14 protein-coding genes and 1 pseudogene are annotated in these 13,298 nt (G+C 49.1%); 4 read left to right on the forward strand and 11 right to left on the reverse strand.

Translation table 11 applies throughout. From position 1 onward, the window contains the following. The first annotated feature begins 121 nt into the window (after window positions 1–121). From MJ769_RS14630 to MJ769_RS02470, 4 genes and pseudogenes are all read left to right on the forward strand, one after another. The gene (locus MJ769_RS14630) at window positions 122–304 is read left to right on the forward strand and encodes a hypothetical protein (protein WP_320412142.1); all 183 of its coding nucleotides are present in this window, start codon (window positions 122–124) and stop codon (window positions 302–304) included. Further along, on the forward strand, window positions 301–477 hold the full coding sequence (locus tag MJ769_RS02460; protein ID WP_239234260.1) for a YeeE/YedE family protein: 177 nt from the start codon (window positions 301–303) through the stop codon (window positions 475–477). Before MJ769_RS14630 ends, MJ769_RS02460 begins: the two co-directional genes overlap by 4 nt. A 54-nt stretch (window positions 478–531) precedes the next feature. Then, a pseudogene (locus MJ769_RS02465) lies at window positions 532–932 on the forward strand (DUF6691 family protein). Beyond that, the gene (locus MJ769_RS02470) at window positions 929–1,729 is read left to right on the forward strand and encodes a sulfite exporter TauE/SafE family protein (RefSeq protein WP_239234261.1); all 801 of its coding nucleotides are present in this window, start codon (window positions 929–931) and stop codon (window positions 1,727–1,729) included. The pseudogene MJ769_RS02465 and the gene MJ769_RS02470 overlap by 4 nt, the downstream one beginning before the upstream one ends. Before the next feature lie 14 nt (window positions 1,730–1,743). On the opposite strand, the gene accD is transcribed toward MJ769_RS02470, so the two are convergent. The 11 genes from accD to MJ769_RS02525 form a co-directional block, all read right to left on the reverse strand. After that, window positions 1,744–2,646 (reverse strand): acetyl-CoA carboxylase, carboxyltransferase subunit beta, encoded by a 903-nt coding sequence (gene accD, locus MJ769_RS02475; RefSeq protein WP_239234262.1) that lies wholly within the window; start codon window positions 2,644–2,646, stop codon window positions 1,744–1,746. A 129-nt stretch (window positions 2,647–2,775) separates the two neighbouring features. Next, the gene (gene trpA, locus MJ769_RS02480; protein WP_239234263.1) at window positions 2,776–3,576 is read right to left on the reverse strand and encodes a tryptophan synthase subunit alpha; all 801 of its coding nucleotides are present in this window, start codon (window positions 3,574–3,576) and stop codon (window positions 2,776–2,778) included. Window positions 3,577–3,606: 30 nt separating this feature from the next. Beyond that, a complete protein-coding gene (gene trpB, locus MJ769_RS02485; protein ID WP_239234264.1) occupies window positions 3,607–4,818 on the reverse strand; it encodes a tryptophan synthase subunit beta in 1,212 nt (403 codons plus the stop codon). Next, window positions 4,793–5,413: a phosphoribosylanthranilate isomerase gene (locus tag MJ769_RS02490; protein WP_239234265.1), complete on the reverse strand. Its 621-nt coding sequence runs from the start codon at window positions 5,411–5,413 to the stop codon at window positions 4,793–4,795. The genes trpB and MJ769_RS02490 overlap by 26 nt, the downstream gene beginning before the upstream one ends. Before the next feature lie 459 nt (window positions 5,414–5,872). Next, window positions 5,873–6,634, reverse strand: a complete 762-nt coding sequence (truA, locus tag MJ769_RS02495) for a tRNA pseudouridine(38-40) synthase TruA (protein ID WP_239234266.1) — start codon at window positions 6,632–6,634, stop codon at window positions 5,873–5,875. Continuing rightward, window positions 6,631–7,269, reverse strand: coding sequence for an energy-coupling factor transporter transmembrane protein EcfT (locus tag MJ769_RS02500; protein ID WP_239234267.1), 639 nt, complete (start codon window positions 7,267–7,269; stop codon window positions 6,631–6,633). The genes truA and MJ769_RS02500 overlap by 4 nt, the downstream gene beginning before the upstream one ends. 209 nt (window positions 7,270–7,478) lie before the next feature. After that, window positions 7,479–9,986, reverse strand: a complete 2,508-nt coding sequence (locus tag MJ769_RS02505) for a FimV/HubP family polar landmark protein (protein WP_239234268.1) — start codon at window positions 9,984–9,986, stop codon at window positions 7,479–7,481. A 245-nt stretch (window positions 9,987–10,231) separates the two neighbouring features. Next, window positions 10,232–11,251 carry an aspartate-semialdehyde dehydrogenase gene (locus tag MJ769_RS02510; RefSeq protein WP_239234269.1) on the reverse strand — a complete coding sequence of 340 codons (1,020 nt, stop codon included), beginning with the start codon at window positions 11,249–11,251 and terminating at the stop codon, window positions 10,232–10,234. Between the two features lie 151 nt (window positions 11,252–11,402). Further along, a complete protein-coding gene (leuB, locus tag MJ769_RS02515; RefSeq protein ID WP_239234270.1) occupies window positions 11,403–12,488 on the reverse strand; it encodes a 3-isopropylmalate dehydrogenase in 1,086 nt (361 codons plus the stop codon). 4 nt (window positions 12,489–12,492) lie between these two features. Beyond that, complete coding sequence (leuD, locus tag MJ769_RS02520; RefSeq protein ID WP_239234271.1) at window positions 12,493–13,137, reverse strand: 3-isopropylmalate dehydratase small subunit; 645 nt, start codon at window positions 13,135–13,137, stop codon at window positions 12,493–12,495. Window positions 13,138–13,139: 2 nt separating this feature from the next. Then, a complete protein-coding gene (locus MJ769_RS02525) occupies window positions 13,140–13,292 on the reverse strand; it encodes an entericidin A/B family lipoprotein (protein ID WP_239234272.1) in 153 nt (50 codons plus the stop codon). Between the last annotated feature and the right edge of the window lie 6 nt (window positions 13,293–13,298).

Below are 13,298 nucleotides of genomic sequence, written 5' to 3' on the forward strand. Positions count from 1 at the left end.
CTGAAAAATTTTATCTGAAAGAATTGCGCGCTTCCGCGACAGATGCTTGCGGGCTGATGAAGGCTTGGCCAACACAGACTGCTTGACTCAAGGTGAATGCTGCGTCAGCGACTTGGAAAGCTTGCTAGACATTAGGCAGCCAAAGCTTTCTCAACAATTGTCTGTCCTGCGTGAAGAAAAGTTAGTCACTACCCGTCGAGACAGCAAACAGATCTTTTATGCCCTTGCCAGCAGGGAAGAAACGGCCGTCATGGCTGTTTTGTGCGAACAATTCTGTAAACCTGGTAAAGGATGGAAGAAATGACGATAGGCTGGACAACTTTAACCCCTTGGTCATCCTTAGCTGGTGGCGTACTAATTTGTTTGGCTGCAGCAATGTTCCTTTTGATTAACGATCGGATTGCGGGTGTCAGTGGTATTCTGGGTGGGTTGCTACGACCGGTAAAAGTGATATTGGATGGCGAGCCGCTTTTGTAGCGGTCTTTATCACTCATCACCTGATTAGTTAAAGAGATTACGATGCAAGTTTTAATGGCATTCACCACAGGTTTGATATTTGGGTTGGGTCTGCTTTTGTCCGGCATGACGGATCCGGCCAAAGTGATTGGCTTTCTGGATATTGCTGGCACCTGGAATCCATCGTTGGCATTTGTAATGGGTGGTGCTATTTTGATAGCCGCTATCGCATTTCACTTTGCTAAGATTCACCCAAAAGCTTTGCTGGGTGATGTCATGCGCTTGCCAACAGTGGGAGCAAGCCACTGATCTTTGTCGTCGCCATGGTTGTCGGTATGGCGATTTTCGAAATCAAGGATAGGCGTCAAGCGCGCACAAATGCAAAGCAGTCTAGTGCAGTTTACCCAGAGCCGAGTATGCAAATGACGTCGACTACTCTGATATGCGACGCGCGACTCAATAAAAGGTCACGATGATAGTTGAACTGGGATTAGGCATGGCGGTTGGCACAATAATGGCTCTGACTGGAGCTGGGGGCGGGATAATGGCAGTCCCACTGCTCGTATTCGTGCTGCAGCTTAGTATTGTTCAAGCAGGGCCGATTGGTTTATTAGCCGTAGGGCTAGCTGCCGCTTTGGGAGCGGCAGTCGGTTTGAAAGCGGGTATCGTTCGCTATAGAGCAGCACTGTTGATGTCCGTTAGCGGCATGTTTCTGACGCCTTTCGGTGTATGGCTTGCCCACAGAGTCGACAATCGTTGGCTAAGTATTCTATTTTCCATCATCTTGTTCTTCATTGCGTATCGGACTTTCCGCCAGGCGCTGAAACATTCAACCGATACTGTAGGCAGTACCCCCGCAAAACTTGCATGCGTTCGAGACGCCAATAGCGGTCAGTTCGTCTGGACCACTCGCTGCGCACGCGCCTTGGCAATGTCTGGAGGTGTTGCGGGATTTTTCTCTGGTTTGTTGGGTGTGGGAGGCGGCTTTGTGATTGTTCCAGCTTTACAGCGCTATACAGACTTGGTCGTTAAGTCCGTTGTCGCCACGTCATTAACCGTCATTGCGTTAGTTTCACTAACTGGCGTCCTCTTCAGTGCTACGGCTGGTGCATTGAACTGGGTGGTTGCGATACCGTTTTGTACTGGTGCCCTTGCAGGAATGATGGTTGGAAAAATAATATCTTCTTGGCTGGCAGAGCCTCAGTTGCAAATAAGCTTTGCTATTCTGTCCGCAGTCGTAGCGGTTGGGATGATGGTCAAGTCTTTCGCATAGCGTTCTACGCTAATCTATTGCAAAGTTTGACTGGCTTCTTCCATTTCTACGGTCGTCGGCCGCTTGGTAAGCAGCGTAATGAGCATAGCGAGCTGGTCGCGCATTTGGCGACGATCCACAATCATATCAATGGCGCCATGTTCCATCAGAAATTCTGAGCGCTGAAAGCCTTCCGGCAGCGTTTCACGCACCGTCTGCTGAATTACCCGCGCACCGGCAAAGCCGATCATTGCACCGGGTTCCGCAATTACCACGTCGCCCATGAAAGCAAAACTGGCAGACACGCCGCCCATGGTCGGATCGGTCAGCACTGAAATGAATGGCAGCTTTTCTGCGCTTAATTGGGTCAGCGCGGCACAGGTTTTTGCCATTTGCATCAAGGATAACAGTCCTTCTTGCATACGTGCCCCTCCGCTGGAGGCAAAACACACAAAAGGCGTTTTCTGTTCGGTGGCAAGCTGCACACCGCGCACGAAGCGTTCGCCCACTACCGAACCCATGGAACCGCCCATGAAACTGAATTCGAATACTGCTGTTACCAGCGGAATGGCGTGTACACTTCCTTGCATTACCACCAGCGCATCGCTTTCACCCGTGTCACGTTGCGCCGCTGTCAGACGCTCGCTGTATTTTCTGCTATCTTTAAATTTCAGCGTATCCAGCGGCTGCACTTCCGCACCAATCTCGAAACGCCCCTCCGTATCTAATAGCCAGTTCAGTCGAGTGCGCGCGGTAATACGGTGATGATGGTTGCACTTGGGGCAAACACTTTTGTTTTTCTCCAAGTCAGAGTAGTACAGCACCCCTTGGCATGATGGACATTTGTGCCACAGTCCTTCTGGCACATTTTTCTTGTTCTCCCCCCCCAGCTCTCTACGCTTAATTTTTGGGGGTAATAACTTTCGAAACCAACTCATGCAATCCTCCTTAAATCCTTAACGTTGCATTTGTCGCATGATAATTGCGCAGAATTTTCGCGAGTTGGGCAAAGCACCTAGCCTCGCTCAGTAAAATTTTCGCTACGATTCTTAAAGTCCTCCAGGCTGCTAGGTATAATTAATTGCTAAGCGCAATTCCTTAACCAGCCTTGCGACATTGGAGATCACAGACTCTTCGTTTGAACTCTCAATTTCTTGCACGATGCGGCTGCCTATAACCACGCCGTCGCACAGTTTTGAGACTGCTAGAGCTGTTTCTGCATCACGGATGCCAAAGCCTACGCCTATAGGTAGGCCGATATGCTGCCGAATATGCGGGATTTTCTGTGCTATAGCTGACAAGTCCAGATGTCCCGCCCCAGTCACGCCCTTCAGCGACACGTAATATACGTAACCACGCGCCAGTTTGGCCACCTGCTCGATACGCGCATCTGATGTGGTGGGCGCAAGCAAAAAGATGGGATCCACGCCATGGCGATGCAGGTGACCGAACGCCTCGTGGCTTTCTTCCGGTGGGAAATCTACCGTCAGTACACCGTCCACTCCTGTCTGCGCGCAGCGCGTGGCGAAGCGTTCCCAGCCCATTGCCTCGATAGGATTGCCATAACCCATTAGCACGACGGGCGTTCTCTCATCCTTGGTGCGAAATTCCGCCACCATATCGAGTACGTCATGCAATGTTACGCCATGCTTGAGTGCTCGCTCCGAAGAGCGCTGTATAGTTGGTCCATCCGCCATTGGATCAGAAAATGGCACGCCGACTTCAATGATGTCTGCCCCCACCTCTGCCAGCGCATGCATCAGCGAAACAGTAATTTGCGGATTGGGATCACCTGCCGTAACAAAGGGAATCAGTGCCTTGCAGCCGCGTTGCTTAAGTTTTTCAAAAGTGGTCTGAATGCGTGACATGAGATACCTGCTAAGTAATTCTAGAAAAGGTTACAGTTCAATACCAGAAACCCGTGCTACGGTCGCCATATCTTTATCGCCGCGTCCGGATAGATTGACCAGCAGAACTTTATCATGCCCCATCGTCGGTGCGATCTTGGCCGCATAAGCCAAAGCATGACTGGATTCCAGCGCAGGAATGATACCTTCGTAATGACATAAATCATGAAAAGCTTGTAGCGCTTCACTATCCTCAATGGCTACATATTGTGCTCGTCCGCTGTCCTTAAGCCATGCGTGCTCCGGGCCGACACCGGGATAATCCAGCCCGGCGGAAATAGAGTGCGTTTCAATGATTTGACCGTTTTCATCCTGCAACAAATAAGTACGATTACCGTGCAGTACGCCCGGCTTGCCCGCAGTAATTGCGGCTGCGTGCTGACCACTGGCAATGCCGCTGCCAGCCGCTTCCACTCCGATAAGCTGCACACCAGGCACGTCGATGTAAGAATGAAAAATTCCCATAGCGTTCGAACCCCCGCCCACGCAGGCGATCACCGCGTCCGGCTGACGCCCTGCCAATTCCGGCATCTGCAGCATGCATTCCTGGCTTACTACTGAATTAAAATCACGCACCATCATCGGATACGGATGCGGTCCTGCCACAGTGCCGATGATGTAGAAAGTGTTTTCGATGTTGGTGACCCAATCGCGCATCGCCTCGTTGAGCGCATCCTTAAGCGTTTTGGAGCCGCTCTCTACGGGCACAACAGTGGCGCCCAAGAGCTTCATCCGATATACATTAGTTGCCTGACGTTTAATGTCTTCTGCGCCCATGTACACCACGCATTCCATGCCGTAACGTGCCGCCACGGTAGCCGTTGCTACGCCGTGCTGCCCCGCGCCAGTTTCGGCGATCACGCGCGGTTTGCCCATGCGCTTAGCCAGTAGCGCTTGTCCTACCGTGTTATTCACCTTGTGCGCGCCGGTATGATTCAGATCTTCACGCTTCAGATAAATCTGCGCACCATCCAGCCGCTTCGACCAGTGCCGCGCATGGTAAATCGGACTGGGGCGTCCAACATAATGCTTTAGCTCATAGGCAAGTTCGGCCTTGAATTCAGGGTCAACAGAATAATGCTCATAAGCGACACGCAACTCATCCAACGCGCCCATTAAAGTTTCGGCAACGTAAATGCCGCCGTAAGGGCCAAAATGACCCGTGCTATCAGGATAGTTATAAGCCAATTTTCTTAACCTCATTGATGAATGCGGCGATTTTCGCTGCATCCTTAATTCCTTTTGCAGCTTCCACACCGCTGGAAACATCCACTGCCCAAGGCCGCACCTGCTTGATTGCATCCGTTACATTACTTAACTGCAAGCCCCCAGACAAAATTACAGGCAAGGGCAAATTCTGCGGAATCAGTGTCCAGTCAAAGCATACCCCCGTGCCACCATGCGTACCTTCGATGAAGGCGTCAAGCAACAAACCCTGTGCATCTTTATAATGCGCCGCACATTGTACCAAATCCACCCCATCTTTGACTCGCACCGCCTTCAAATAAGGGCGATCGAACTGCACGCAGAATTCTGGCTCTTCCTCCCCGTGAAACTGCAAAACATCCAAGGGTACCTGCTGCAATATTTCTTGCACCGCCTCTGCGCTGGAATTCACGAACAACCCCACCAGGGTTACGAAGGGTGGAATTGCAGCCGCCAGTTGAGCAGCCTGTTTTAGCGTCACATATCGCGGACTTTTGTCATAGAACACCAGTCCGAGCGCATCCGCACCGCTGTGCGCGGCGGCCAGCGCATCTTCCACACGCGTGATGCCGCAAATCTTAATTCGGGTCATAGTAATGAAAAGTGTTGATAATAAATCGGGTCGGTATTGTAGTGCATTCAAGCGGTAGGCTAAGTTTCAACCTAAATATTATCAATTCATCGACCCCGAGAGGGTTGGCGAATGAGGGTTCTCAACTCGAACTAGAGTTTTAACGAATGAAGAAATACTTACACATCAATTCATTAAATATTCTTACAAAAGAAGCTAGCAGCCTGTCGGGCTTAAAGAATCGTAGCGAAAATCGAGCTGAGCGAGGGTAGATTTTGCGAGCTTTCGCCTTACGGCGAAATGCCTGCTTACCCCACTTGATGATTTTGCAGGGTAATAGTTGTTCTATTGCCCAAAAAAGCGGCGAAATAGTCACCGCTCCGCTCAATTTGCAGCCGATTTCCTTTAAGTCCGACAGGCTGCTAGGGTAATAATGACGCCACGAACAGGGTATCGCTCGAATGTAGCACGCAGCGCTGCCTACTTAAGTTGTGGTAAGTCCCATTTCGCATCGTACGTAATCCGATGCAGATATAAGCCATCTGGTGCAAAGGTTGGCGCAGCAAGACTACGTTCATGACTTTCAAGCACTTCAAGCATCCACTGCGGTGGGTGTTTGCCTTTGCCAATATATACCAGACAGCCAATGATATTGCGCACCATATGGTGCAGAAAGGCATTGGCACTAAGATCGAAAATTATGGTATTGCCTTGCTTTTTAATGACGAGTTGCGCCAAGTTTTTGATGGGTGATTTGGCTTGGCATTCCGCGGCGCGCAAGGCACTGAAGTCATGCTCACCTAATAAATACTGCGCGGCCTCACACATTTTTTCCACATTCAGTGGGGCATGATACCAGCCTGCTTTACCGTGTTGTACGGCATTACGCACTGAGCGATTGATTAGTAGATAGCGGTAACTACGTGCCTGGGCAGAAAAACGCGCATGAAATTCTTCTGGCACAGGATGTGCCCACAATACAGCGATGTTGTTCGGCAACAAGGCATTGACGCCACGTACCCAAGCAGTTAGTGGTCTTTCTACGTCGGTATTAAAGTGTACTACTTGTTCCAGCGCGTGTACACCGGTATCGGTACGCCCAGCTGCGATGACTGAAATACGTTCGTTGGCGATGCTGCTCAATGCAACTTGCAACGCATCTTGCACCGTGTGGCCACTGGCTTGACTTTGCCACCCAAAATACTGGCTGCCGTCGTATTCCACTCCGAGTGCAATTCTCATAGCCGCACCAATATAAGCAAGGTGCAGCCTATAGTTAGTACCACGCCATCATGTTTTGTGAATGGGGTAGTGTGCAGTTCGATGCTGTGCAGCTTAACCTCAGCTGGGGCCAGCATCTGACTGATGCTGGTGCGCCAATTGCCAGTGGTATCTAATATAGCGGATTCGGCATACTGCAAGGTTAGCGCCAGTCGGACTGCCAAGCGTTCGCGCGACAGACCGACATATCGTAATGGATAAATCAAAACATATAGTCCACCAATGAGCTGCTGTCGGGGCAACTGGCTTAATAGAATAGCCAAACCTGCCAGAGTAAATGCCAGGCGGCACAATTGCTGAAAACCATTGATCAAACCTTCATGTGTAGGGCTGAATTGGGCGAGTGACAACCACACCGCTTCACCTGGTGTCGCATAGGCATAGATAAGTAGCAACGACAGCATAATCCAGCGCATGCGGCGTAACAGTGTAATCAGTCGAGGAGCGGACAACGCGAAGGCAACAGATAGCAGTGGAAAGCCAGCAAGCAGCAGTCCTGTAGTTTGCAATGATTGCACAGAGACAATGAGGTAGAACCAGAGGAGAATAAGCACGGCAGGGTGCGGTACTAGGGAACCGATTGTCTTATTAATCATTGAGAATAATAATAAGCACTTCTAAATATCACGATTTAAAATTGCACATGGGGCCAGTAAATAAAATTTCATTTCATCTGAGCTGCGATGTGGATGCAGGTACGTAGATAGTTCGGAATAATGGCTTTAATCCCGTCAAATGATCTGGTCTCAGTAAAAACGGCAGCTTAGATTACGAGCTGCCGTTTGGTGCTACATATTACAATCGATTAAATGGGTAGTTGTTGTAGCAATGCTTCAGCAACCCTTCGATGCTGCTCATCTCCCTCACGCACAACTTCTTCCAAAATTTCGCGCGCACCTGCGGCATCCCCCATTTCCTGGTAAGCCTTCGCAAGATCAAGCTTTGTAGCAGCGTCATGCCAACGTGCATCCCTTTCTTCTGCAGCCAGAGCAGGGGGAGGCACATCAGGTTTATCAAGACTCAGATTGATGTCGCTCAGACCGATATCCATTATTTCTTTGGGGGCAGCTTTTACAGGAGGAACCTCAAGCTTATCGACGCTCTTAATGGCATCAGGAAAATCCAATGTGAAATCCATAGGCTCATTTAAATTCGCCGGAGCAGATACTTCCGTTTTGTGCAGAGGCGCCGCAGGGATAAACGTATCCTCAGCTGTAACATCAAGAACGGAATTATCCAGGTTAACTGCAGATGTTTCCTCTTTATGGATGTTTGATGTAGACAATTTAGTGTGACTAGCTGTTACGTCAAAATCTACCGTTGCATTTTTTGAGTCAGAGTGCGATAGGCTTGTCTCAGCACTATCTGGAGATACTGTCGGTGTACTAAAGTCGAGATCGAGGTCAAAATCCAGAGCAGACGGCGTTTTATTTGTCTTGCCCTCATCGAGCGAGGTATTGGGAGAAGGAGTTGCATCGAATGACGCTTCTTCTACTGCTGCTCTTACAGTGCCACCATACATTGGATTGTTCGGTTCAAGCTTGAGCCCCATTATGGCTGCTTGCTCCCAAGCTTTCACATCGCCTGAATCCCGCAACTGACGCGCAATGGTAGCGAATGAATGTGTGTCCTTGCGGTTTGCATAAATAGACAGCAGCTTTAGATGGATCTGATGATTAGCTGGATTTTTGCTCAGCCCTTCTTTCAGAATTTTTTCCGCTTGCTCATCGCGACCAAAATTCAGGAACAAGTCTGCCCCGCTGATCGGATCAAAATCATCAGTCTGTGGTTGGTTAGTATCGCTGGTCGTGGCAATGTCATTCGTAACATTTTCAGCCTGCGAAGGATAGGTGAGTGGCATAACCGGTTGGTTTAAAGAGCCTATTGAATGCTCAATCGGCTTGTCACCAAGTTTGACTTTTCCCTTGCTGTCCTTGCGGCGTCGAGTCACCGCATAGACAAGTCCGATCAATCCCAGCAGCACTGCCGCTACGCCCACCAAATAAAGCGGTTCACGGAGTATTCTTTCCAACATTGAAGGTTGCGTAGCGACTAATTTGGATTTTTCTATGGGCTTAACTGGTTTCTGGACAGGCTTCACTTGCTCTGCTAAAGGCTGATTCTTCAAATCGATTAAGCGCTGCAAGTCTTGGACGGTTTTTTCTAACGCTACAACGCGCTCACCACTTTCCTGGAGCGCTTTGCTTTTGGAGATCGCTTCTTCTTCCAGTGCTTGAATCTTGTTCTGCAAAGTGTTTGCATTGTCACCAAGTGCTTCACCCTTGGACAATCGTACCACTTCCTTTGCTGATTCTTTAGCCACGGTGGCATCATCAGCCACAGAGGTATTAATTTTACCGGAGGCCTCCTGCATGGATTCATTCCCTGTCGCAAACCCACTGGCTGCCGCAAGCTTTTGACGATAGGCATGCCAATCCTCAGCTTGTGCGCGGATTTGCTTTACGGCCTCCACCTGCGACTGATTATCTATCGCGGATTGCTCTGGCATACGCAGGATTTTACCTGTTTTCAGACGGTTCATATTTTTGCCGTCGAATGCGTCGGCATTGGCGTGATACAGAGCGACCAGCGCACGCTCCAGGCTAACATCAGGAGATTTTGTTTGAAGTGCAAGATCACTTAGAGTATCGCCACGTATCACCGTGATAGTACCTAAAGCAACGTTACTACTTTCTTTGGGTTTGTTAACGGAGGCAGGAGTTTCTTTAACTACTTCTTCTACAGCCTTTTTTTCAACTATTGTGTCAGCAGCCTTCTTTTCATCCATCATTAAGGCAGTACTTGGAAACGGGGATTCGATTGCCTTTTCTGTGGCTTTGGGTTCAAGCTCAGCTACATCAACAATTCTCGGCGCTACTGGTTGCACCTTTGCGGGCTGGGGTAGTGTCGGAACATAACCTGGCGGATCAAGCAGGAAAGTATATTCTCGCAGCAGCTTGCCAGACGACCAAGTCAATTCCACCAATAGATTAACGAATGGCTGGTTAATCGGTTGCATTGAAGTTACCTTAATATAAGGTTCACCATTAGCATTCGTCTCAATTTTGAATTTCAAGGGAGGCAGCTCAGATGGATAATCCAAGCCCGCGTCCGCGAATACTTCGGGAGGAGCCAAGCGTGCAGACAGGCTGCTGATTTCATCTTTTCGGGCTGTCCCAAGTTCTATCAACACATTCATGGGCTCACCCAAAGTGTTGGTCACGTTAATATCGCCCATGCTAATAGCATGGGTATAACTAGACAAAACCAAACCGATAACTAACCCCAATATTTTGACGAGTGATTTCAGCACACTACCACCTTTATAAAAAATTTATTTAACGTGAAGAACATAACATCACGAAGTTATCAGCGCAAGCTAAAAGCTCAGGCTTTAAGGATGCGGAAACAATCAATACACCAGTTGGATGCGTTGATGGGCGCATTTCGTCGCTGTTCCTCGCTGAGGGAGCTAGCAGCCCCACACACCTAAACTCGTAACGCCTAGCACTACGATCCCGCCAGCCCCACAAAAAAGGAACATCGGTTATTTTCTCATTACAAGTAAGTTTCAATCAAAATCTCGGCAATCTGCACGCTGTTAAGTGCTGCACCCTTACGTACATTATCACTCACCACCCACAGATTAAGGCCACGCGGATGTGATATATCCTCACGGATACGCCCGACAAGAGTTGCATCCTGCCCTGCTGCTTCGATGGCAGTGGGGTAGCCACCAGGCTCGCGCTTATCCATTACCTGTAGACCTGGCGCTTTTTCCAGCAAAGCGCGCGCTTCATCAGCTGTTATTTTCTTATGTGTTTCAATATGCACCGCTTCTGAATGGCCATAAAACACTGGCACCCGCACAGCAGTAGCATTTACCATAATGGTTTCGTCTTCCATGATCTTGCGAGTTTCCCACACCATCTTCATCTCTTCTTTGGTATAACCGTTATCCATGAACACATCAATGTGCGGCAGCACATTGAATGCGATACGTTTAGAATAAACCTCAGCCTTGATTTCCTGATGGTTAAATAAAGCACGTGTTTGCTCCGCTAATTCTTCAATGGCTTCCTTGCCGGTGCCAGATACTGCCTGATACGTAGCAATATTTATGCGCTCTATGCCTACTGCGTCATGGATAGGTTTTAACGCTACCATCATTTGGATGGTGGAACAGTTCGGGTTAGCAATGATGCCCCGGTTCTTATATTGCGCAATGGCATGCGGATTCACTTCCGGCACCACAAGTGGAATATCATCTTCGTAGCGAAATTGCGCAGTGTTATCGATCACCACGCAGCCAGCTGCTGCAGCAATAGGTGCATATTTTTCCGATACACTGCTACCAGCTGAAAATAAGCCGATCTGCACCTGCGAAAAATCAAAATCTTCCACGTCCAGAACAGTCATTTCTTCGTTGCGGAATGTTACTGTTGAACCGGCTGAACGGCTGGAAGCCAAGGGGAAAAGCTTGCCGACCGGAAAATTGCGTTGCTCCAGAATTGACAGCATTGCCTCGCCAACTGCACCTGTCGCACCCAGTATCGCAACATCGTATTTCTTGCTCATGTTCCCACCCTCTTTATTAATTTCTTCCAGCGGAGCCGGAGGTCTACTATCGGATCATATTGTTGACGCTGATCATCCATGTGCTACCAAATATCGCTCGCGTCTGACTTTTTGGAATAAAATCCACCTGATATTTACAGTCCCATTTAAATTAATTTAGCAGCGTCGCAACTACGGCATCGCCCATCGCGTCCGTACTAATTTTCTCCATGCCGGCCTCGGCAATATCCGCAGTGCGCAAACCCTGCTGCAAAGCCTTGCGTACCGCAGACTCGATGCGTTGAGCGATATTTACGTGTGCAAATGTGTAGCGCATCATCATTGCCAATGACAAAATTGTCGCTAATGGATTGGCAATGTTTTTGCCTGCAATGTCCGGCGCGGAGCCGTGACAAGGTTCATACAAACCCTTGTTGTTTGCATCCAGCGAAGCGGAAGGCAACATGCCGATGGAGCCTGTCAACATGGAGGCTTCATCCGACAGGATGTCACCGAAAATATTGCCGGTTAGAATTACATCGAACTGCTTGGGTGCCCGCACCAGTTGCATCGCTGCATTGTCCACATACATATGCGATAGCTCGACTGTTGGATATTCCTTTGCTACCGCAGTCACAATTTCACGCCACAACATACTCGTGTCCAGCACATTTGCCTTATCCACTGAGCACACTTTCCCCATACGATTTTCACCGGCGCGTTTTATGGCAATCTGGAAGCCAACATGTGCCACGCGGGAGATTTCAGATTCACTGTATACCATGGTATCAAAACCTTGCCTCTCACCATTATCGAGCGTCCGAATGCCGCGTGGCTGGCCGAAATAAATATCACCAGTCAATTCCCGTAAAATCATGATGTCTAGCCCAGATACTACTTCAGGGCGCAGCGGAGAGGCATTTGCTAATTCCGGATACAGCATTGCCGGACGCAGGTTAGCAAACAGATTAAGCCCTTTACGAATGCGCAACAGACCTTGTTCAGGCCTTAACAAGCGTGGCAGCGCGTCATATTGGTAACCTCCCACTGCTCCGAGCAATACGGCATCTGACTGCTGTGCCAACTTTAGCGTAGCATCCGGTAGTGGATCACCTGAAGCATCATAGCCTGCACCTCCGATAGGCGCGTATTCCAGCTCCAAGGGCAGCCCTTCGCGTCGCAAGGCTTCCAACACCTTGGCGGCTTGTGCAATAATTTCCGGTCCAATGCCGTCGCCCGGCAGTATAGCGATTTTCATGAGCTCAACTTTCTTTAAATAACCACGGTACTTCAGGTTTACGCCGTGCTTCGTATTCCTTGATCTCTTGCACATGCTGCAGAGTCAGTCCAATGTCATCCAGTCCATTTAACAGGCAATTTTTGCGAAAGGCATCCACCTCAAAGTGATACACCGACCCATTCGGAGTAGTGATTCTTTGTTGCTCCAGGTCAATCTCTAAATGATAGCCAGGCGTCGCTGTCACCGACCGAAATAATTCATCTACGCTTGCAGTATCCAGCACAATTGGTAATAAACCATTTTTAAAACAGTTATTACAGAAAATATCGGCAAAGCTGGGCGCGATGATGGCGCGGAAGCCGTAATCATCAAGTGCCCATGGCGCATGTTCACGCGATGAGCCACAGCCGAAATTCTCACGTGCCAGCAAAATCTGTGCGCCAAGATAACGCGGCTGGTTCAATACAAAATTTGAGTTAAGTGGACGCTTAGAATTGTCCATGCCCGGTTCGCCGTGGTCAAGATAACGCCATTCGTCAAACAGGTTGGGACCAAAACCAGTGCGCTTGATTGATTTCAGAAACTGCTTAGGAATGATCGCATCCGTATCCACGTTGGCACGGTCAAGTGGTACAGCTAAGCCATCAATACGGATGAACTTATCCATTGCTATTTCCCATTGCTATTTTTTACCTCATCCGCAGTTTTCTCAATCGAGCTGCCGACTTTGGACAGATCCTTGCCAAAACCCCCGACAGTATTACATCCTGTCACCATAACTAAGGGGAACACCAGCAACAACACCATTTTAAATTTAAACATCCTTAT

Source organism: Candidatus Nitrotoga sp. BS, from assembly GCF_927797785.1.
Classification (GTDB): Bacteria; Pseudomonadota; Gammaproteobacteria; order Burkholderiales; family Gallionellaceae; genus Nitrotoga.

Coding starts and splice junctions, on each gene's coding strand:
- MJ769_RS02460 (WP_239234260.1), top strand. CDS start 301: ATGACGATAGGCTGGACAACTTTAACCCCTTGGTCATCCTTAGCTGGT.
- MJ769_RS02470 (WP_239234261.1), top strand. CDS start 929: ATGATAGTTGAACTGGGATTAGGCATGGCGGTTGGCACAATAATGGCT.
- accD (WP_239234262.1), bottom strand. CDS start 2,646: ATGAGTTGGTTTCGAAAGTTATTACCCCCAAAAATTAAGCGTAGAGAG.
- trpA (WP_239234263.1), bottom strand. CDS start 3,576: ATGTCACGCATTCAGACCACTTTTGAAAAACTTAAGCAACGCGGCTGC.
- trpB (WP_239234264.1), bottom strand. CDS start 4,818: ATGAGGTTAAGAAAATTGGCTTATAACTATCCTGATAGCACGGGTCAT.
- MJ769_RS02490 (WP_239234265.1), bottom strand. CDS start 5,413: ATGACCCGAATTAAGATTTGCGGCATCACGCGTGTGGAAGATGCGCTG.
- truA (WP_239234266.1), bottom strand. CDS start 6,634: ATGAGAATTGCACTCGGAGTGGAATACGACGGCAGCCAGTATTTTGGG.
- MJ769_RS02500 (WP_239234267.1), bottom strand. CDS start 7,269: ATGATTAATAAGACAATCGGTTCCCTAGTACCGCACCCTGCCGTGCTT.
- MJ769_RS02510 (WP_239234269.1), bottom strand. CDS start 11,251: ATGAGCAAGAAATACGATGTTGCGATACTGGGTGCGACAGGTGCAGTT.
- leuB (WP_239234270.1), bottom strand. CDS start 12,488: ATGAAAATCGCTATACTGCCGGGCGACGGCATTGGACCGGAAATTATT.
- leuD (WP_239234271.1), bottom strand. CDS start 13,137: ATGGATAAGTTCATCCGTATTGATGGCTTAGCTGTACCACTTGACCGT.
- MJ769_RS02525 (WP_239234272.1), bottom strand. CDS start 13,292: ATGTTTAAATTTAAAATGGTGTTGTTGCTGGTGTTCCCCTTAGTTATG.